Consider the following 19,976-nt stretch of genomic DNA (forward strand, 5'->3'; position numbering starts at 1 on the left):
GTCAAAAAGCAGGCTATCTACTATGAATAAATAATCACATGGTGACTATTTTTTAATATACATGACTTCTTTCACGGTTTTAACTACCTGAGTAATGCTGGGTAGCGCAGCTTGGAGCAAGGTAGGTGCATAAGGTATTGGCACATCCGCAGAGTTAATCCGTGTTACCGGAGCATCCAAGTAGTCAAATGCATCGCGTTGCACCTTATAGGCGATTTCAGAAGAGATAGCGGCCAATGGCCATGCTTCCTCCACGATGACTAAACGATTTGTTCGCTTTACGGAATTGATAATGGTGTCATAGTCGATGGGGCGTACTGTGCGCAGATTAATCAGGTCTACATCGATACCTTCTTTGGTCAGCTCTTCAACCGCGGGTTGTACCACGCGGGGCAGCATTTTGCCAAACGTTACCACCGTTACGTCGTTACCTGATTTTACAGTATGGGCCTTGCCGAGTTCCAGGTAATATTCCTCTTCGGGTACCTCACCCTTATCGCCGTACATCACTTCGGATTCCATGAAAATTACAGGATCCGGATCAATAATGGATTGCTTCAACAGGCCTTTCGCATCATAAGGATTGGCAGGCACCACCACTTTAAGCCCTGGCGTATTGGCATACCAATTCTCGAAATTCTGAGAGTGCTGAGCAGCTAGCTGGCCAGCATTTCCCGTAGGGCCGCGGAAAACCATGGGGATAGGGAATTGGCCGCCACTCATGGAGTACATCTTGGCGGCAGAATTGATCACTTGGTCAATGGCAACCAGTGAAAAGTTGAATGTCATGAATTCAATGATAGGTTTGAGCCCATTCATGGCGGCACCAATACCGATACCTGTAAAGCCAAGCTCCGAAATAGGCGTGTCGACAATGCGTTTGGGCCCAAATTCGTCAAGCATGCCTTGACTCACTTTATAAGCCCCATTGTATTCCGCCACTTCCTCACCCATCAAGAATATCTTTTCATCTTTGCGCATTTCTTCGTTCATTGCCTCACGAAGCGCTTCTCTGAATTGTATTTCTCTCATCAGTTGTATATCGTGTCAAAAATTTTCAGAACGCAAACCTACTACAAAAAATTGATATTTTTGATGCCCTCCTTGTCAAATTTTTGATAACCCTCCTAGGTTTTCCCAATGAGGAGATTCCCTTGTAGACCTCCTAGGTTTGCATGGTTATTGCAAATCGGCAAAGGTAGCCAACCAATGGTTTAGATTTGCTATGGCCAAAGGGATTCGCCAATTGTCCTTGTTACGGCGTTCTATATAATTTGAAATAGCGCGCACCTGTATGGCGGGTATCCCGGCCTGCTGGGCTGCGTAGAAAGCTGCGGCCCCTTCCATACTTTCTGTATCGGGGTTAATGCGGCGGATGACCTCATCAATCGTTCGTTCATTTCCATGCACTTTGTTGACCGTAATTCCTTTGCACGTTCGCAGTTCGCTGATAAGGGTATGACCATGATCCGTGCTGCCATAGAACGTATGTTGAGCCAGCCCCAACGTTTCGCTGTCGATAAAATGCGCTCCGTCTTCAACCCCCAATTCTGCCAATGTATCCTGATGGATGTGCACCACCTCGCCGAGGGCGATATTGTTGTCGAAACTACCGGCAATGCCCACATTAAGCAGCAGGTCATAACGAGTTGTGGCGAGTTTTTGGCCTACAGCAAACGCAGTGGCGATCATGCCCACACCAGTAACCAATATATCCATGCCCCGCCGTTGCTGTTCGGGCAATTGGATAAAAGGCAAAACCTCGCCTTCTGTAGCGGCTATGATCAATATGTTTTTCATGTTCTACTGACGAATGTACATAAAATGCACGGAATTTATACATTGCTGTGAGCTTAACCTTATAGCGCTATTATTTTACTACTTTTGCTAACCATGGCTTACTTCAGATTGCTATTATTGCCCTTTTCGGTATTGTATGGCCTTATTATATGGATGCGCAACCGGTTCTACGACTGGGGGTGGATTGGCAGTACGTCTTTCAATAATCCAATCATCGTGGTGGGCAACCTTGCCGTAGGTGGTACTGGAAAAAGCCCGATGACGGAATACCTGATCCGCTTGCTGGCAGGGAAATACAATATGGCAACACTGAGCCGTGGTTATGGCCGAAAAACCCAAGGTTTTTTGGAGGTTAGTGTCAATGATTCGGCAACCAAATGCGGGGATGAACCATTGCAGTTTAAGCACAAATTTCCTCACATCACCGTGGCTGTGAGTGAAAATCGGGTTAAGGGAATAGTCCGGTTGATCCAGAGCGGCCATGAAGCCATCGTTTTGGACGATGCATTCCAACATCGGGCATTACGCCCGGGATTTGCGATCTTGCTTTTCGATTACCAGTCCATGTGGCAACCCAAATGGCTGTTGCCTGCGGGCAACTACCGTGATTGCTTCCAAGAACGTCGCCGAGCTGATATCATGGTGGTGACCAAAACACCGGTCGAAGCCAGTAATCAGGAAAAGGAGCGTATCCGGCATAACCTATCCACATCACTAGATGTACCTGTGTTGTTTTCGAGTATTGGTTATGGCCCACTTATACCTATACTGCCGGAAGTAAGGGACGGAGCCACTCTTGACCGGGACATCTCCGTATTACTCATAACAGGTATTGTCAATCCCACACCATTATATGACTACCTTGCAACTCAGGTAAAGGACATCGTCCAACTACGTTATCCTGATCATCATCAATACACTTTGGCAGATATCCAAAAGATGGTCAATCGGTTTGATGAGCTGAAAAATCCACGTAAACTCATCATCACCACAGAGAAAGACGCTCAGCGTTTCTTGACACCCACACTTTCCAGCCATTTAACGAGTTTGCCGATGTATATGGTGCCGATTCGTATTACCTTTGAGAACGAGGATGAAGACACCTTCAGGGAGCTGGTATTAAACTACTGCGCAAACACTTTGGCAGATAATAACTTTTAAATCACTAACTTTGGGTATGGCCATGAATACCCATACCGCATCTATGCAAGCCTTGACAGCATCCATTGGCGCCCATCGCCCGTTGGACGAGCAGGAAATACAATTGATCTCTTCATTTTTCAAGCTGAAATCCGTCAAGCGGAAGACGCCGCTGCTACAAGCAGGTGAGGCGGCGCACCACCTGTATTTTGTCGTGCAGGGCATACTGCATATGTATTATGCCGATGAACAGGGATCGCTGCATTCGTGCTATTTTTTTATGCCCGGTGAATTGGCTACCGATTTGGAAAGTTTTTCCAAGAAGATTCCCGCCGGGAATTACATCGAAGCGCTGACCCGCGTAGATTACCTATACATTTCATGTAAAGATACGATATTGCTAATGCGGGAGTCTCCTGCATTCAATAAGTATATTTTAGATATTGTGGAGGCTACGGCAACGCAGAATATCAACCGAACGAAAGACCTGCTCAGTTTACAGCCGGAATCCCGTTACCAAAAACTACTGGCCACGCGGCCTGATATTATAAAGCAAGTCCCCCAGAAATATATCGCTCGATTTTTGGGCATGAGCCCCGAGAGTCTTAGCCGTATCCGTAGCCGCATTGTAGCGTAGTGAGCGTGATGCAGATTTCTTAACGTTCGTCAATCTTTTTAAGCGCCGTTCTTCCCAACTTTGCGGTAACAAAATAATGATTATGCATACTATATTAGGAGCCGGGGGCGCGATAGGTACCCCATTAGCCAGGAACTTGAGGGAAATCCATGGCAAATCCGTACGCATTGTGGGACGGAGACCGCAAAAGGTGAATGACGATGACGAAATCGTTGTAGCTGATTTGCTAAAAGCCGATGAGGTCCACCGCGCGGTGGCCGGATCTGCAGTAACCTATTTGTGTGTAGGGTTGCCCTATAAGCATAAACTTTGGAAACGCGATTGGCCGCGCCTGATGCGACATGTTATCGATGCCTGTAAGGCATATGGCTCCAAGCTGGTTTTCGTGGATAATGTATATATATATGCACCGGAGGCGTTGCCGCATATGACCGAGCAATCGCCTGTAGGTCCGGTGAGCAAGAAGGGTAAGGTGCGCCGACAGGTGAACGATATGCTCATGGCTGAGGTAGCCAAGGGCGAGTTGCAGGCGCTTATTGCACGCTCGGCAGACTTTTATGGTGTAGGTATTCGCAACAGTCTTTTGCTCGAATTGGTGTACAATAACCTCAAGAAGGGGAAATCGGCATTGTGGCAATGTGATAAAAATAAAATACATAGCTTTACCTACACACCCGATGCCGCCAAGGCGATTGCAGTACTGGGCAATAGCGAGGGAGCCTATGGCCGTGTATGGCATTTGCCCACGGCCAAAGACAAGCTTACGGGACAAGATTGGGTAAGGTTATTTGCGGAAGAACTCCAAGCTAAACCCAAGGTGTTTGTGTTGAGACGGTGGATGATGAAGCTGGTTGGTGTTTTTGTGCCACTGATGCATGAACTCGAAGAGATGAGTTATCAATATCAATATGATTATTTCTTTGATAGCAGTGACATTGAACGCACATTCGGATTAACAGCAACCCCAGTTGCGCAAGCCATCCGTGAAATTGTGGCGGTGGAACATCAATAGTTTGACGAATAAAAACTATTTTTCATCTATAAATGTAAGTTCTCAGTGGCAGATGAGAGAACGATAACTTGCATATAAGAGGCAAGTTATCTAAGTTTGCAGCTATGGATAATGATAAACCTCGCTTGGCGATCGATATGGACGAGGTGCTGGCCGACACCCATTATAAATTTCTGACCTTATTTCACCGTGATTTCGGTATCCCGATGGACCTTCATCAGGAACCCGGGAAGGAGCTTCATGAGAACCTTCCTGAGGAAATAAATGGACAGTGGGAATTGTATGTTAACGAAAAGGGATTTTTCCGAGATATCCCGCCAATGCCTTATGCTATAGATACCGTAAAGGCCTTATCTGAAAAGTATAATGTGTATATTGTCTCAGCTGCCATGGAATTCAGGAATTCATTGGAAGATAAATTTGATTGGCTCGGCGAGTATTTCCCCTTCATTGAATGGACCAATATCCTCTTTACAGGCGACAAAATCATATCGGCCAATATCTTGATTGACGACCGTACAAGGAACTTAAAAAATTTCAATGGCCGGAAATTGCTGTTCACCTCTCCCCATAATTTGCTTTTCAAGGAGTATGAACGGGTAAACAACTGGCAAGAAGTAGCAGAATTGTTACTTTGACATCGGTTAAACGCTCTCCCTTGATATAGGTCTTATCTATTATTACAATAACTTAAATTTGATAGACCATGAAAGGAAGTATCTTAACAGTGATGGTGGTATTGATGGCCATAGGGCTTTCATTCGCCCAGCAGCGGGGTGGCAGGGGCTTCGGTAATCCAGAAGAGAATGCCAAGCGGACCAGCGAACAATTGGAGAAGGAACTCAAGCTTTCTGCAGCTCAAAAAGATTCGGTGTATGCCTTTACACTAGAACAAAGCAAGGCGATGCAGCAAGCTTTCCAAAACAACCAAGATGGAGACCGGAGCCAAATGATGGGGAAAATGCGTGAACTTCGAGAGCAGACGGACAAAAAGATCCTTTCTGTGCTGGATGATGACCAAAAGAAGGGGTATGAAAAGATGGTGAAGGAACGGGCAAATCGGATGAGGCAAGGAGGTGGCCAGCGTGGTGGCGGCCGTAATGGATAACCAGTGGTTAAACGCAAAAAGCGGGCTGTTGTATATACAACAGCCCGCTTTTTTTATGTTATTCGCTTAGCTTGTCTTCAATTTCTTTTGGATATCCTGCACGTAGGATTTGAATTTCTTGTCTGTTTCAATGAGGTCTTCTACGGTTTGGCAAGCATAGATGACGGTGGAGTGGTCTCTACCCCCAAAGAAAGCACCGATGGATTTTAATGAGGTTTTGGTGTGGTTTTTGGCCAAGTACATGGAAATCTGCCGCGCCTGCACAATTTCACGCTTCCTCACCTTTGACTTGACCATTTCTATGGGCACCTCGAAATAGTCACATACCAGCTTCTGGATGTAATCCATCGAGATTTCCTTATGGGTGTTTTTGATGAAATTCTTCAACATGGATTTGGCCAGGTTAAGGTCAATCTCCTTTTTATTCAAGGTAGCCTGCGCCAATAATGATACCATGGCCCCCTCCAATTCCCGCACACTGTTGTCGATTTGGTTGGCCACATATTCAATAACGTTTTCGGGCAACTCGATGCCATCGGAATACATTTTCTTTTTGAGGATGGCCATGCGGGTTTCCAAGTCAGGGACCTGCATATCTGCAGAAAGCCCCCATTTGAATCGGCTCAATAAGCGTTCTTCTAACCCTGCCAAATCTTTTGGCGGCTTGTCGGAAGTGAGGATGATTTGTTTGCTGGATTGATGCAGGTGATTGAAAATATGGAAGAAGATGTCTTGCGTGCGTTCTTTTCCGGCGAAATTATGTACATCATCCATGATGATGACATCCATGGCCTGATAGAAATTGACAAAATCGTTGATGGTGTTGTTTTTCAACGAATCCACGAATTGTTGGCAGAATTTCTCGCAAGAGACATAGATGACCAATTTATCGGATAGGTTGCGTTTGATTTCATTGCCTATGGCCTGGGCTAAGTGTGTTTTGCCAAGCCCTACGCCACCGTATATCATCAATGGATTGAAAGAAGTACCTCCGGGTTTGCTGGCTACCGCAAATCCTGCCGACCGCGCCAAACGATTGCATTCGCCTTCGATGAAATTGTCAAAGGTGTAATGTTGGTTCAATTGTGGATCTACCTGTAGTTTTTTAAGACCGGGGATGACAAATGGATTCTTGATGTCTTTGTTTAAAGCCACGGGCACAGGGATGGACTGCCTTTTGGCTTCTGCCCCATTGCCACTTGAGGGTATATTGGTGGTATAAGGGTTGCTTGTGGAGGATTTTTCAACCACAATATTGTATTCCAATCTCCCATTTTCGCCGAGATGCTTCTTTATGGTCTTACGCAACAAACCTACATAATGTTCCTCAAGCCATTCATAAAAAAATAAACTGGGTACTTGAATAGTCAAAACGTTACCGTCCAATCGTACGGCCTTAACGGGCTCAAACCAGGTCTTGTAACTTTGGGCGGGAATATTGTCTTTAATGATTTGCAGACAACTATTCCAGACACTCGTGCTCGTTTTTTCCATTCGTCAATTCTTAATAAGTTGATTTACAATAAATGACCGAGAAAATGTTGATAACTCCTCTGTGAAACGAAGATGGCAAAAATTAATCAGCTAAAAAATTAAAAATTAAAATATTGGTTGTTTATCTGTAAATCAATAACTTAGATGTATTTTTTCGTAAAATTATTCAAGCAAAACACGGGCCTCGAAAATTCTTAACATTGTCTGGAAAGGGCATCAACAATGAATGGCAAACAAAAGCGGTCTCGCTATTGCATGCGTTAAAGTTAAGTAAAATTAAAGCAAACAAATAGTAAAAAAATAAATAAAAATGGAATCAGGTCAGGTAAGCCCAGCAGGGCTATTGGCTCTCTTTGATAATCAAATATGGGGATGCTGTTTCCGTATTGTTTGATTGACGCACCAAAAAAATGGAGGAAGCAGGTGTTATCGGGTTGTTATCCGTTTACGTTTCCAACCAACAAACCAATTGATTGCCAATGTCACAATGAGTATCAATAGTCCACCCAACTCTCGGGTTTCCTCTATCCACGGTTTGTCGGCCTTCATGCTTTGCACCAGATCTTTGGTCGGATGATGCTGAAACCAATCGATTACTCCCTGACTGAAAAAAAGGAGATATGCCGCATAGCCTAAGTAAACCACGATGCCTAGCAAATAGGCTTTTGGCAGGTATTTTTTTCTGGCAGCCAAATAGCATAGCAAAGCACCGTAAAGGTAAATAGGAATCCAGATATAGGGGTCTTCGTCGTTATACTGTAACGCTGCGCTTAACACAAACAGGATGCTGCATATGATATTGAAAGCTTTCATTTCGTTTATAAATTGACTAAAGGTATGAAAAAAACACCAATATGGGTTATTCCCCACTGCTTATGCCTCCAGTTCTTCATACGCACTCATCGGAGGGCAAGCGCAAATAAGTACCCGATCACCTTGCGAGTCGTTGACGCGACCCACAGATGGCCAAAATTTATGTTCACGCACAAAAGGTAAGGGGAAAGCCGCTTGCGATCGAGGATAGGGTTTATCCCAAACATCTGCACTCACCATGGCTACGGTATGTGGTGCACGCTTCAGCAGGTTGTCCACCTTGTCTGACCGACCATCTTCAATGGCGGCAATCTCTTCCCGGATAGCAATGAGCGCATCGCAAAAGCGATCCAATTCGGCTTTTGACTCTGATTCAGTGGGCTCCACCATGAGGGTGCCAGCCACGGGGAACGACACCGTAGGGGCATGGAATCCATAGTCCATGAGTCGTTTAGCTATATCGCCCACTTCCACTCCTGCTGTTTTGAAGGAGCGGCAATCCAATATCATCTCATGTGCACAACGGCCATTGGCCCCGGCATATAGTACCGGATAATGGTTTTCCAGCCGTGCTTTGATGTAGTTGGCATTCAAGATGGCATATTTCGTGGCGTTGGTGAGCCCCTCGGCACCCATCATGGCAATGTAGGCGTGCGATATCAGTAAAATCGATGCCGAACCCCAAGGTGCTGCTGATACGGCACTGATGCCTTGCTCACCGCTGACATCCACCACTTGGTGGTTGGGCAAGAAAGGCACGAGGTGTGCGGCCACTCCGATGGGTCCCATGCCAGGGCCACCTCCACCATGTGGGATGCAAAATGTCTTGTGTAGGTTAAGGTGGCATACATCTGCGCCGATAAGGCCTGGGCTTGTGAGGCCCACCTGTGCGTTCATGTTGGCGCCGTCCATATAGACCTGTCCGCCATGTTGGTGGATGATATCACATATTTCAATGATGGGCTCTTCAAAGACACCATGCGTAGAAGGATAGGTAACCATCAATGCTGAAAGATTACCAGCATGTATTTCAGCCTTGGCTTGGAGGTCGGCCACATCGATATTACCGCGTTCATCACATTTGACAACGACCACTTTCATGCCTGCCATGCTGGCGGATGCTGGGTTGGTGCCGTGTGCGGATGCAGGGATAAGCACCACATCGCGGTGCATGTCTCCCCGGCTTTCATGGTAAGCACGAATAACCATCAATCCGGCATATTCACCTTGCGCCCCTGAATTAGGCTGAAAACTCACCTTGGCGAAACCTGTAATTTCGCTCAGCCATTGGTCCAATTCACTGATGATTTGCATATATCCGCCAGTTTGGTCAGCTGGAGCGAAAGGATGCAGGCTGCCAAATTCCGGCCATGTGATCGGAATCATTTCGGTAGTGGCATTGAGCTTCATCGTGCAGGAACCCAAAGGAATCATCGAGTGGCAAAGCGAAAGGTCCTTGGTTTCCAATGACTTGATGTATCGTAGCATCTCATGTTCAGCATGGTAGCTGTTGAATATAGGATGCGTAAGGTATTCAGATGCACGCTGCAGCGATGGCGGTATATGGGGATGGATAGCAGCTGCGATAGCGGCCAAATCCACATCAGTGGCAGTTTTGCCCTTTATTTTGGCAAAAATACGCACTAATATTTCGATATCTTGGTAGGTGGTAGTTTCATCCACAGAAATTCCAGCGATCGTGCCTTGATAATAGAGGTTTACCTCATTGTTGAGCGCTTCGGCATGAAGTGGGCCGGCCAACTCGCCGAGTTCTATGCGTAGTGTATCAAAATACGTTTCATTGAGCTGTGTATAACCAAGCTGTTGCAAGGCATCATCCAAGAGGACTGCCAAACCATGTGTACGTTCGGCAATATTCAGTAAGCCCTTCTGCCCATGGTAAACGGCATAAAATCCAGCCATGATGGCAAGGAGCGCTTGGGCCGTACAGATGTTGGACGACGCTTTGTCCCGGCGGATGTGCTGCTCACGTGTTTGTAAAGCCATGCGTAGTGCATAGCCTCCGGTAGCATCTACCGTAACACCGATGATGCGGCCGGGAATGTTGCGTTTGTAGGCCTCTTTGGTCGCAAAATAGGCCGCATGTGGACCGCCGAAACCCATAGGGATACCAAAACGTTGGGTGCTGCCCACCACCACATCGGCTCCCCATTCACCGGGAGGCGTAAGGAGCACAAGGCTCAATAAATCGGCCACGGCACAGACCGAAATGTCTCGGGCATGCAATAGTTCGACAACGGTTTTATAATCCTGCACGGTTCCATCTCCCGCTGGGTATTGTACAAGTGCTCCAAAAATATTAGCTTCCTGAGGTATGTCATTGAGATTACCTACCAACAATTCTATCCCATAGGATAGCGCCCTGGTGCGTAATACATCCAAGGTTTGAGGGAAAATAGTTGAGGATACGAAGTAGGCGTTAGCTGCTTTGTTTTTACGGAGCCCATATTGCATAAACATGGCCTCAGCAGCAGCGGTGGCCTCATCCAATAAGGATGCATTAGCGATTTCCATGCCGGTGAGGTCGATGACCATCGTTTGGAAATTCAGCAGCGCTTGCAGCCGTCCCTGCGCAATCTCAGCTTGATAAGGCGTGTATTGGGTATACCAACCTGGGTTTTCAAACACATTGCGCTGGATAACTCCTGGAAGGATTACATCATAGTAACCTTGTCCGATATAGGATTTGAAAGCCTTATTTTTATCAGCTACTACTTTCATCCTGTTCAAGTAGGCCGTTTCTCCTAGGGCATTGGGCAAAGCAAGAGGGGGCTTTGCTCGGATTTGCACGGGCACGGTTTCGTCTACCAGCTGGTCGAGGTTTTGGAGGCCTAAAGCATCCAACATGGCGGTGGTTTCATCGGCGCTGGGGCCAATGTGCCGCTCTTCAAATTTTTCCTGAAAATGTATCTTACTCATTGGGTGTATGAAAAAGTAACCCCCTGTCCCTTTCTTCCGGCATACCTGAATATGGCCAAGGTGTTTGTCGGCAAGCAAACGAGTGGTTTTGCGCGTGCAAAGATACGGCTTTTGGAGCGAGAAATAAAGCGGAGGAAGCTTTTTGGAAATTAGTAGCGAAATACTTGGAATGTTACGAAATCATCAAACCACATAGGTTTCCATTGCATAGGTGATAACAAAAAACCTCATAGATTAACCCGCTAGCCTATCGCGCGGAAATCTATGAGGTTCGTCTTGTTAACTATTATTTAAGCTAATATCCGAATGGGTTCCTCCAACAGTGATTTGAGTGTTTGCAGGAATGCGGCGCCTGTGGCACCGTCTACCACGCGGTGGTCGCAAGTCAGGGTCACTTTCATGATGTTGCCGGCTACCACAGCTCCGTTTTTTACAACGGGTACTTGGTCAATTCCGCCGATGGCCAAAATACAGGAATCCGGCGCGTTGATGATTGCTGTAAATTCATCGATGCCAAACATGCCGAGATTGGACACGGTGAAGGTGGAGCCTTCCCAATCAGCTGGTTGCAATTTTTTTGCTTTTGCCCGTTGCGCAAATTCCTTCACTTCAGCGGAGATATGCGACAGGGATTTACCGTCTGCGAACCGGACAACAGGAACCAATAATCCTTCTTCCACAGCCACAGCCACACCGACGTTCACATGCTCATTATAGCGTATTTTATCACCTTGCCAAGAAGCATTTACATCAGGATGTTTTTTCAGCGCTGCCGCCGCTGCCTTGATGACGATATCGTTAAAGGATACTTTAACAGGGGCCACTTCATTGATTTTGGCCCTCGCCTGGATGGCGCTATCCATATCAATTTTTATGGTCAAATAGAAATGCGGGGTGACGAATGTTTCAGAGAGCCTTCTGCTGATGGTTTTCCGCATCTGGGTGACTGGTTTCTCCGTATAGCGCTCTTCCCCAACAAATTGAGGGATGCTGATGGTTGTGGCAGGGGTCTCGCCCGCTGCTGCTTGTGAAGCCGAAGGAGCCGCCTCCGCTTTGGCCGATGGTGTATACGATTCCACATCCTTTTTCACAATACGCCCACCATCGCCCGTGCCTTTGACGTCACCAAGGCTGATACCTTTATCCTTGGCAATTTTGCGGGCCAAAGGCGAAGCTTTCACCCGTGCACCGTCTTGCGTGGATGCTGATTCATCGCTTTCATCGGCCTGCGCCGGTTTGGGTTCTGCCGATTCGGTAGCCTCGTCTGTTGGTTTTTCTGCCTTTTTTGGTTTTTCCGGTTGTTGTTTGAGTAATGGGGTTATATCGGTTCCTTCCTTACCTACAATGGCAATGATGTCGTTTACTTTCGCCGCTTCGCCTTTTTCCACGCCAATGTACAACAGCGTACCATCGGCATAGGCGGTCACTTCCATGGTGGCCTTGTCGGTCTCCACATCGGCAATGGCATCGTCGCTTTTGATGGTGTCGCCTACCTTAAAGTGCCATTCGGCGATCACTCCTTCGGTCATGGTATCACTCAGCAATGGCATGGTGATGACCGTGGCACCTAATGACTCAGCGGTCACTTCTTCGCCTCCATCGTCTGCATTGTCTTCTACGTCGCTATCTGCCGCCTCTGCTGGTTCTGCCGGTTCTTTTGCTTCTTCCTTGGCGTTATCACCATGATCACTGGGCGAGCCTTCACTTTCTCCCTTCAACAATTCCTTGTAATCTTCACCTTCTTCGCCTAGGACAGCGATAACCGCATCTACCGGTACCGCTTCGCCCTCTTTGGGGCCAATATATAATAATGTTCCTTCTTGGTAGGATTCGAAATCCATGGTGGCCTTATCGGTTTCCACCTCTGCTATCAAATCGCCAGAACTGACTTTGTCGCCCACTTTTTTGTGCCACTTTGCGATTACCCCTTCGGTCATGGTATCGCTCATCTTAGGCATTTTTACTACTTCAGCCATGTTATCTTGAGGTTACTCCTTGTAATTATAAACGTTAGTTAGCTATTACCTAATCTCAGGCAGTAATAAATGGATAGTCAGTTTGCACATATACGTCTTTGTACAGCTCTTCCGGTTCAGGGTAGGGGGATTCTTCCGCAAACTTGACACATTTTTCGATGGTTTCCTTTACATCGGCTTCCACTTTGGCAAACCAATCTTCATCAGCATATTTCTTTTCTACGATGGCGGCCTTGGTGGTGATTAGTGGATCACGGCCCTTGTATTCTTCCAACTCTTCCTTGGTGCGATACTTTGCGGGGTCAGACATGGAATGACCTTTGTACCGGTAGGTGCGCATTTCCAAGAACGTAGGGCCTTCACCGGTGCGGGCACGTTGTACGGCCTCATCCATGGCATTGTGTACGGCTATCACATCCATGCCGTCTACGGGTGCACTAGGCATGTCAAATCCGAGTCCCATCTTGTAAATATCGATCATGTTGGTCGTACGGGCCACGGATGTGCCCATGGCATAGCCGTTGTTTTCACAAACGAAAATAACAGGCAATTTCCACAGCATGGCCATGTTCAAGGTTTCATTGAAAGCCCCTTGCCTAACGGCACCATCGCCCATATAACAAACGCATACATTGTCTGTGCCGTTGTATTTCTCAGCAAAGGCGATACCAGCGCCTAGGGGGATTTGCCCACCTACAATACCATGTCCGCCCATGAATTTATGCGCTTTGCTGAAAAAGTGCATCGAACCGCCCTTGCCTTTGGAACATCCGGTGGCTTTGCCATACAATTCAGCCATGGCAGCATTGGCAGGAACGCCTTTGGCGATGGCATGAGCATGGTCACGATAAGCCGTAATCATGGAGTCCTCTGGCCGTAGTGTAGACATGGCCCCAGCTACCACAGCTTCCTGACCGATGTATAGGTGACAGAATCCTCTGATTTTTTGCTGCCCGTATAATTGCCCGGCTTTCTCTTCAAATTTGCGCATGAGTAGCATGGTCTTATACCACTCCAAATAAGTCTCTTTTGTTATAGCTGTCGAACTCATTTCAAAGTTTTAGAAAATTCATTTTTTCGGAAGGCAAACTTAGGCAAAATTGTTGTTATATGCAATTTTACAGAAAGGCATACGACACAATTATTCACCACCTGCCAACGGCAAGAAAAGGATAAAATATAGGGGACAACAATGTTTCCAAGGCGATGCTATTGGTTTTGCATATAAATTATGTTAACTTTATTCGTTTTTTAAATTTTGATACACTATAAAATGGGATATCGCAACTATCGGCTAAGCGCAAACCGCATTGCCATTTTATCTATAGTTTTCTTGCTTTTCTCTGCTTTTATTGCCGTCAAGGACGACCTGTTCCTTATCAGCAAAAACCTAGATATTTTTTCTTCGGTTTACCGCCAAATAAGCCTCAATTATGTGGATGAAACGGATCCTAATACATTAATCAGAACTGCTGTGGATGCCATGCTTGACGACCTCGACCCTTATACCGAATATGTGCAGGAAACGGACGTAGAAGATTACAGGCTGAAATATGTGGATACCAAATACGGAGGTATTGGCGCGTCTATTTTTGAGCGAAACCGTCGCATCTATATTTTGGAACCCTATGCCGGATACCCAGCAGATCAAGCGGGGTTGCAGGCAGGAGATGAATTGGTAACCATCAGCGGCACAACGTTGGAGAACATGACAACCAGTGAGGTGAGCCATTTGCTACGGGGAATGGATAATAGTCAAGTCCAACTCCAAGTACGAAAAGCGGGAGGTGATGAACTGGAGGGGCTAACGATAACCCGTACGTCTATCCGCCAACCCAATGTGAGTCATGTGGCCATGCTGGACGAGGGGATTGGCTACATTAAGTTGGACAAATTTCTGGAGCAGTCGGCAAAGGAAATGGGAAATGCATTGGCTGATTTAAAACGGGAAAATGAACTCAAGGGCTTGGTGATCGATTTGCGTAATAACGGTGGCGGCATTTTACAGGAGGCTGTAAAAATCGTCAACTTGTTTGTGCCCCAGGGGGAGCTTGTGGTGAGCCAACGAGGAAAAAATGCTTCCAAGACCCATAGCTACCGTACAATGGCTGAACCCCTAGCCCCTGAAATCCCTATAGCGGTGCTTATCAATGGACATTCTGCCTCCGCGGCCGAAATCGTGGCTGGCGCATTGCAAGACTTGGATAGGGCCATTGTTATTGGCGAGCGGAGCTTTGGCAAGGGGTTAGTGCAACAGACATTCAATATCCCGTATAACAACTTGGTGAAGGTGACTGTCGCCAAATATTATACGCCATCCGGTCGATGCATCCAAGCGTTGGATTTTATCCATAGAGACACTGAGGGAAAATACACCAGGGTATCCGATTCGTCAATTAATTCGTTTAACACCAAAAATGGAAGGGTGGTATATGATGGCAGTGGTATCTATCCAGACATATCGGTAGAGAACGGGAAATACAGTCCCATTACTCAAACCTTGCTTAACCGCCACTTGATCTTTGATTATGCGACTACGTTCAAAGCAAAGAACCCGAGGATCCAAGGGATAGATAAATTCCATGCTGACGATATCCTGTATGATGATTTTATTCATTTTCTCGAAGACAAGGATTATCAATATTTTACCAAAACCGAAGAATCGCTCAAACGGCTGAAAGCACAGGCAGAGGCGGAAAAGAAACCAGCAGAAATCCTTCAGGAATTGGAATCGCTGGAGCGCAAAATCTATCAGAGTAAACAACATGACCTCATCAACCACCGTGAAGAAATCAAGGAAGTGTTAGGCAATGAAATTGTATCCCGCTACTATTATAAGGAGGGGAGGGTTACATTTTCCTTTGCATACGACGACCAATTACAGCGTGCCCTGAATCTGCTGAGTACCCCTATTAACGAATACCACAGTATTCTTGCCGGAGAAGGGCAGTATAAAATTATTGGTCGGCCTGAGACGCTTTTTGCTGTGGCGGAAACAAAAAATTAGGTATACGGGGGAGATTATACGCCGGAGGGATTACTCCCCTATGGCGTAATAATTAAACCCGATATCCGAAAGGTTGTTGTTTGCTAGGAGCTTCCTTCCATCGAACACGAAGGCAGGCTTCATCATGTTATCCTTGATGCGCTTCCAATCATAGCCCTTGAATTCATCCCACTCGGTAAGTACGGCGATGGCATGAGCACCTTGTATGGCTTCATATGGGGTTTCGATGACAGTTACCAGCCTCCGGTTTTCTTCTGGACTCCGGGTGCAAAGGTAATCAAGATCGGCATAGATTTGCTTGGCTGAAACCTTTGGATCATACACGATGATATTAGCCTCTTCGTCCAACAGGCTATCAGCCACATAGATGGCGGCCGATTCGCGGGTATCGTTGGTATCTTTCTTGAAGGCCCACCCGAGGAAAGCGATTTTCTTCCCCGATACGGTGTTATACATCGTCTGCACGATATTATCGGCAAAACGTTGTTTCTGGTGATCGTTCATGATGATAACCTGCTCCCAATAATGGGCCACTTCATGGAGGCCATAGCTGCGGGCGATGTACACGAGGTTGAGGATATCTTTCTGAAAGCATGAGCCGCCAAACCCTACGGATGCCTTTAAGAACTTGGACCCAATGCGGCTATCGGTCCCGATTGCACGTGAGACCTCGTCGACATTGGCTCCGGTTCGCTCACAGAGCTCGGAGATCGCATTGATGGACGAGACGCGCTGCGCAAGGAACGCATTGGCGGTAAGCTTGGAGAGCTCCGACGACCAGAGATTGGTCGTGAGCACCCGTTCGCGGGGCACCCATGTTGCGTAGATGTCTACAAGCGCATTGACAGCCTCAGGAGTTTCTCCGCCAATAAGCACACGATCGGGGTTATGGAGGTCTTGTACGGCAGTTCCCTCGGCGAGGAACTCGGGGTTAGAGAGAATATGGAAGTTGACACCGTTGCCGGTGTTATGTAGGATGCTTTTGAGGGCTTCGGCGGTACGGACAGGTAGTGTGGATTTCTCCACGACAATCTTGTCAGATGTGGCGGCGGCGGCAATCTGACGGGCGCAAAGCTCGATGAACTTGAGATCGGCGGCCATGCCCTTTCCCTTACCATAAGTCTTGGTCGGTGTATTCACGGAGATAAACACCATGTCTGCCTCGGCTATAGCGGTGTCCACATCAGTAGAGAAAAAAAGATTGCGTCCGCGCGCTTCGGCGACAACCTCAGCCAATCCGGGTTCGTATACGGGTAATTTGGTGAGGTCAGAATCGTTCCAAGCAGCGATCCGCGCTTCGTTGATGTCAACAATGGTAACAGTGATGTGCGGGCACTTTTGGGCAATGACCGACATCGTGGGGCCGCCTACATAGCCTGCTCCGATGCAGCAAATCTTTGTGATGTTCATGTTGGATGTACTATTATTTTGTGTTAATGCGTTGTCCGAATACTAGATACTAGGTAGTTGCACTGGGTCGGAACAAGTTCAATACCATTTCAGTAATGGTTATTTTCTTCGACAAGCAAAAATAAAAAAAAAATGCGGTTTTGAAATTAAAATTGCAGCTAAAGCGAATTAGTGAGATTAAATAAGGCCTAATTACCCCATAAGGCCTCGTTTTTTTTTGTTGTTTACCATAAATTAACATTATCTTCTTGATACTTGTTGCTTATTCTTTAATTTTACCATGCCAAATTTAGGAGGGCATCCGTGATAAAACAGGAAACAGTCGATAAAATATTGGATACAGCCCGTATTGAGGAAGTAGTGGGAAATTTTATGGAGCTCAAAAAGCGGGGTACATCACTTATTGGCCTCTGTCCGTTTCATAATGAAAAGACACCATCCTTCAATGTATCTGTGAATAAGGGCATCTACAAATGTTTTGGATGTGGAGCAGGGGGCGATGCTGTACGTTTTGTGATGGAGCATGAAAAGTATTCTTATCCTGAAGCCTTGAAATACCTTGCCCAAAAGTATCACATCGAGGTGGTGGAAACCGAGCGTACCCCTGAACAGCTTGCGGCACAAGATAAGCGGGAGAGCCTGTTTATCGTGACGAATTGGGCTGGCAAATTTTTCAGGGAAACATTGTGGGACACGGAGGAAGGCCGTACCATTGGCCTCAATTATTTCAAGGAAAGAGGTTACCGCGAAGATATCATCCAGAAATTCGAACTTGGCTATTCACCTGAAGGGTGGGCCGCGCTTTATGACCAAGCGAAGATAGCAGGGTATAAAGATGAATTCCTCGAAACAACGGGTTTGGTCATCCGCCGGTCTGCGGATCAGGAAGGTGCATATGACCGCTTTCGTGGGCGGGTGATGTTTCCCATCCATAACCTTACGGGAAGGATACTAGGTTTTGGTGGCCGTACATTGAAGACCGACAAGAAAACCCCGAAATATGTAAACTCACCGGAAAGTGAGGTATACCATAAATCGGATGTGTTATATGGTCTTTTTTTTGCCAAAAAGGCAATCCTCGATGCAGATCACTGTTACCTGGTGGAGGGCTATGCCGATGTGCTATCCATGCACCAGGCAGGTGTAGAAAACGTGGTGTCCTCATCAGGCACTTCGCTGACTAGTGGGCAAATACGGCTCGTTTCTCGATATACCAAAAATGTAACCATCCTTTATGATGGAGATGAAGCTGGTATCAAAGCATCGCTGCGTGGTACGGATATGCTTCTTGAGGAAGGACTCAACGTGAAGGTGCTGCTTTTTCCCGACGGCAATGACCCGGACTCCTATGTGCAACGATTTGGCTCTACAGCGTTCAAACAATACATCGCCGAACACCAACAGGATTTCATTTTCTACAAAACACATGTGTTGTTACGGGGTGCTGGCAACGACCCCGTGAAACGGGCGGAGATTATCCATGATGTGGTGGAAAGTATTGCGTTGATTCCTGATGCCATCAAAGCATCCGTGTTTGTACGGGAGTGCAGCACATTACTTGACATCGAGGAACGGATTCTGATTGCTGAACTCAACAAAATCCGTATTGGCAACGCGCGGAAATCCGGTCGGAAACCCGATACGTTACCGGCGCAACCAACCGCTATAGACCCTCCTGCCGAAGCGGGTGTCGAAGACAAAAATAGTGGCATGTCTTCTGATGTATTGCAGGAACGTGAAATTGTGCGGATTTTGCTGCACTACGGTAGTACGGCCGCCGCATGGGAAGCCAACAGTGAAATCCCGATAGCGCCGCTCTTACTTAGTGGATTGAGTGACCTTTCATTTGATGATCCGGCATGTTTGTTGGTGATCAACGTGTTTAAGGAATACATCGCGCGCAACGAGCTTCCAGATGAACGGGTTTTTGTAGCCCATCAAGACAGGCGTATCGCAGACTTGGCAGTTGATTTGCTTTCCTCAAAATATAGCCTTAGTCCAAATTGGAACGATGAAAAACGCAAAATATATGTTCCGCACGAGTCAGAGCGATTGGAAGATCTGGTGTATGGGGCTATTTACCGGATTAAGAAGCGGAAGGTAGAACAACAGATGGTCCGGATCAGGGAGGAAATGAAGACCGAAAAGGATGAAACCGATATGGAGCTGATGCTTGCAAACTACCAAAAGCTGAAAGACGTTTCGAAAATAATAGCCGAGAAATTAGGCACCATAGTCATAAAATAAATGCTTGACCACCTTCAAAAGGGTAAGAATGGAGAAGAAGTAGCGGCAGGGTTGCTGAAGCAACGAGGCTATCGGATTATCTGCCAAAACTGGCGCTATAAAAACCTCGAAATAGATATTGTAGCCCAAGAGGGCGACATATTGGTTTTCGTGGAGGTAAAAACCCGTTCACATCATGCGTATGGCATGCCCTACGAAGCTGTGGACAACGTGAAACAAGCGAAGCTTACCCGCGCAGCCAATCATTATATCGCTACCCATAGATATGGAGGGGAAATCCGGTTTGACGTGGTATCTATCTTATATTCCTCAAAGAATAAAACCTATGATACACGGTTGATTAAGGATGCGTTTTGGCCGGATTAGTTAGCCGTTATGAGACTGAAAGTGCT

The 19,976-nt window shown here is 46.7% G+C and carries 16 protein-coding genes; 8 read left to right on the top strand and 8 right to left on the bottom strand.

Annotated elements, in window-relative coordinates:
• Window positions 1-45 precede the first annotated feature (45 nt).
• Complete coding sequence (locus NF543_RS02935) at window positions 46-1,032, bottom strand: pyruvate dehydrogenase complex E1 component subunit beta (protein ID WP_257666606.1); 987 nt, start codon at window positions 1,030-1,032, stop codon at window positions 46-48.
• A gap of 147 nt (window positions 1,033-1,179) precedes the next feature.
• On the bottom strand, window positions 1,180-1,800 hold the full coding sequence (mqnB, locus tag NF543_RS02940; protein ID WP_257666607.1) for a futalosine hydrolase: 621 nt from the start codon (window positions 1,798-1,800) through the stop codon (window positions 1,180-1,182).
• Window positions 1,801-1,893: 93 nt separating this feature from the next.
• On the opposite strand from mqnB, the gene lpxK reads away from it, so the two are divergent.
• The 5 genes from lpxK (at window position 1,894) to NF543_RS02965 (ending at window position 5,697) form a co-directional block, all read left to right on the top strand.
• Window positions 1,894-2,961: a tetraacyldisaccharide 4'-kinase gene (lpxK, locus tag NF543_RS02945; RefSeq protein WP_257666608.1), complete on the top strand. Its 1,068-nt coding sequence runs from the start codon at window positions 1,894-1,896 to the stop codon at window positions 2,959-2,961.
• Window positions 2,962-2,983: 22 nt separating this feature from the next.
• The gene (locus NF543_RS02950; RefSeq protein WP_257666609.1) at window positions 2,984-3,577 is read left to right on the top strand and encodes a Crp/Fnr family transcriptional regulator; all 594 of its coding nucleotides are present in this window, start codon (window positions 2,984-2,986) and stop codon (window positions 3,575-3,577) included.
• Between the two features lie 82 nt (window positions 3,578-3,659).
• Window positions 3,660-4,589 carry an NAD-dependent epimerase/dehydratase family protein gene (locus tag NF543_RS02955; protein WP_257666610.1) on the top strand — a complete coding sequence of 310 codons (930 nt, stop codon included), beginning with the start codon at window positions 3,660-3,662 and terminating at the stop codon, window positions 4,587-4,589.
• Between the two features lie 104 nt (window positions 4,590-4,693).
• On the top strand, window positions 4,694-5,227 hold the full coding sequence (locus tag NF543_RS02960) for a 5' nucleotidase, NT5C type (protein ID WP_257666611.1): 534 nt from the start codon (window positions 4,694-4,696) through the stop codon (window positions 5,225-5,227).
• A 68-nt stretch (window positions 5,228-5,295) separates the two neighbouring features.
• Window positions 5,296-5,697: a DUF4890 domain-containing protein gene (locus NF543_RS02965; RefSeq protein ID WP_257666612.1), complete on the top strand. Its 402-nt coding sequence runs from the start codon at window positions 5,296-5,298 to the stop codon at window positions 5,695-5,697.
• A gap of 66 nt (window positions 5,698-5,763) precedes the next feature.
• On the opposite strand, the gene dnaA is transcribed toward NF543_RS02965, so the two are convergent.
• From dnaA to pdhA, 5 genes are all read right to left on the bottom strand, one after another.
• Entirely contained in the window at window positions 5,764-7,191 is a 1,428-nt protein-coding gene (gene dnaA / locus NF543_RS02970; protein WP_257666613.1) for a chromosomal replication initiator protein DnaA, read from the bottom strand.
• Window positions 7,192-7,617: 426 nt separating this feature from the next.
• Entirely contained in the window at window positions 7,618-8,004 is a 387-nt protein-coding gene (locus NF543_RS02975) for a transmembrane 220 family protein (RefSeq protein ID WP_257666614.1), read from the bottom strand.
• Window positions 8,005-8,064: 60 nt separating this feature from the next.
• Complete coding sequence (gene gcvP, locus NF543_RS02980; protein ID WP_257666615.1) at window positions 8,065-10,944, bottom strand: aminomethyl-transferring glycine dehydrogenase; 2,880 nt, start codon at window positions 10,942-10,944, stop codon at window positions 8,065-8,067.
• A 290-nt stretch (window positions 10,945-11,234) separates the two neighbouring features.
• Window positions 11,235-12,920, bottom strand: coding sequence for a dihydrolipoyl dehydrogenase family protein (locus NF543_RS02985; protein ID WP_257666616.1), 1,686 nt, complete (start codon window positions 12,918-12,920; stop codon window positions 11,235-11,237).
• Between the two features lie 55 nt (window positions 12,921-12,975).
• Window positions 12,976-13,971 (bottom strand): pyruvate dehydrogenase (acetyl-transferring) E1 component subunit alpha, encoded by a 996-nt coding sequence (gene pdhA / locus NF543_RS02990; RefSeq protein ID WP_257666617.1) that lies wholly within the window; start codon window positions 13,969-13,971, stop codon window positions 12,976-12,978.
• A 207-nt stretch (window positions 13,972-14,178) separates the two neighbouring features.
• Here pdhA and NF543_RS02995 point away from each other — a divergent pair, with 207 nt between their 5' ends.
• Window positions 14,179-15,927, top strand: a complete 1,749-nt coding sequence (locus tag NF543_RS02995) for a S41 family peptidase (RefSeq protein WP_257666618.1) — start codon at window positions 14,179-14,181, stop codon at window positions 15,925-15,927.
• A gap of 30 nt (window positions 15,928-15,957) precedes the next feature.
• On the opposite strand, the gene NF543_RS03000 is transcribed toward NF543_RS02995, so the two are convergent.
• Window positions 15,958-17,337: a UDP-glucose 6-dehydrogenase gene (locus NF543_RS03000; protein ID WP_257666619.1), complete on the bottom strand. Its 1,380-nt coding sequence runs from the start codon at window positions 17,335-17,337 to the stop codon at window positions 15,958-15,960.
• Window positions 17,338-17,640: 303 nt separating this feature from the next.
• Between NF543_RS03000 and dnaG the strand changes: the two genes are divergently transcribed.
• Together dnaG and NF543_RS03010 are read left to right on the top strand one after the other, a co-directional pair.
• A complete protein-coding gene (gene dnaG / locus NF543_RS03005; RefSeq protein WP_257666620.1) occupies window positions 17,641-19,584 on the top strand; it encodes a DNA primase in 1,944 nt (647 codons plus the stop codon).
• Window positions 19,585-19,950 carry a YraN family protein gene (locus tag NF543_RS03010; protein WP_257666621.1) on the top strand — a complete coding sequence of 122 codons (366 nt, stop codon included), beginning with the start codon at window positions 19,585-19,587 and terminating at the stop codon, window positions 19,948-19,950. It begins immediately after the preceding gene.
• The last annotated feature ends 26 nt before the right edge of the window (window positions 19,951-19,976 follow it).

The organism is Parapedobacter tibetensis (assembly GCF_024704835.1).
Taxonomy (GTDB): Bacteria; Bacteroidota; Bacteroidia; order Sphingobacteriales; family Sphingobacteriaceae; genus Parapedobacter; species Parapedobacter tibetensis.

Bases quoted from the DNA above. Each gene is read 5' to 3' on its own strand.
- NF543_RS02960 (WP_257666611.1), top strand. From the start codon at position 4,694: ATGGATAATGATAAACCTCGCTTGGCGATCGATATGGACGAGGTGCTG.
- lpxK (WP_257666608.1), top strand. From the start codon at position 1,894: ATGGCTTACTTCAGATTGCTATTATTGCCCTTTTCGGTATTGTATGGC.
- gcvP (WP_257666615.1), bottom strand. From the start codon at position 10,944: ATGAGTAAGATACATTTTCAGGAAAAATTTGAAGAGCGGCACATTGGC.
- dnaA (WP_257666613.1), bottom strand. From the start codon at position 7,191: ATGGAAAAAACGAGCACGAGTGTCTGGAATAGTTGTCTGCAAATCATT.
- NF543_RS02950 (WP_257666609.1), top strand. From the start codon at position 2,984: ATGAATACCCATACCGCATCTATGCAAGCCTTGACAGCATCCATTGGC.
- NF543_RS03010 (WP_257666621.1), top strand. From the start codon at position 19,585: ATGCTTGACCACCTTCAAAAGGGTAAGAATGGAGAAGAAGTAGCGGCA.
- pdhA (WP_257666617.1), bottom strand. From the start codon at position 13,971: ATGAGTTCGACAGCTATAACAAAAGAGACTTATTTGGAGTGGTATAAG.
- NF543_RS02985 (WP_257666616.1), bottom strand. From the start codon at position 12,920: ATGGCTGAAGTAGTAAAAATGCCTAAGATGAGCGATACCATGACCGAA.
- mqnB (WP_257666607.1), bottom strand. From the start codon at position 1,800: ATGAAAAACATATTGATCATAGCCGCTACAGAAGGCGAGGTTTTGCCT.
- NF543_RS02955 (WP_257666610.1), top strand. From the start codon at position 3,660: ATGCATACTATATTAGGAGCCGGGGGCGCGATAGGTACCCCATTAGCC.
- NF543_RS02935 (WP_257666606.1), bottom strand. From the start codon at position 1,032: ATGAGAGAAATACAATTCAGAGAAGCGCTTCGTGAGGCAATGAACGAA.
- NF543_RS02965 (WP_257666612.1), top strand. From the start codon at position 5,296: ATGAAAGGAAGTATCTTAACAGTGATGGTGGTATTGATGGCCATAGGG.
- NF543_RS03000 (WP_257666619.1), bottom strand. From the start codon at position 17,337: ATGAACATCACAAAGATTTGCTGCATCGGAGCAGGCTATGTAGGCGGC.
- NF543_RS02975 (WP_257666614.1), bottom strand. From the start codon at position 8,004: ATGAAAGCTTTCAATATCATATGCAGCATCCTGTTTGTGTTAAGCGCA.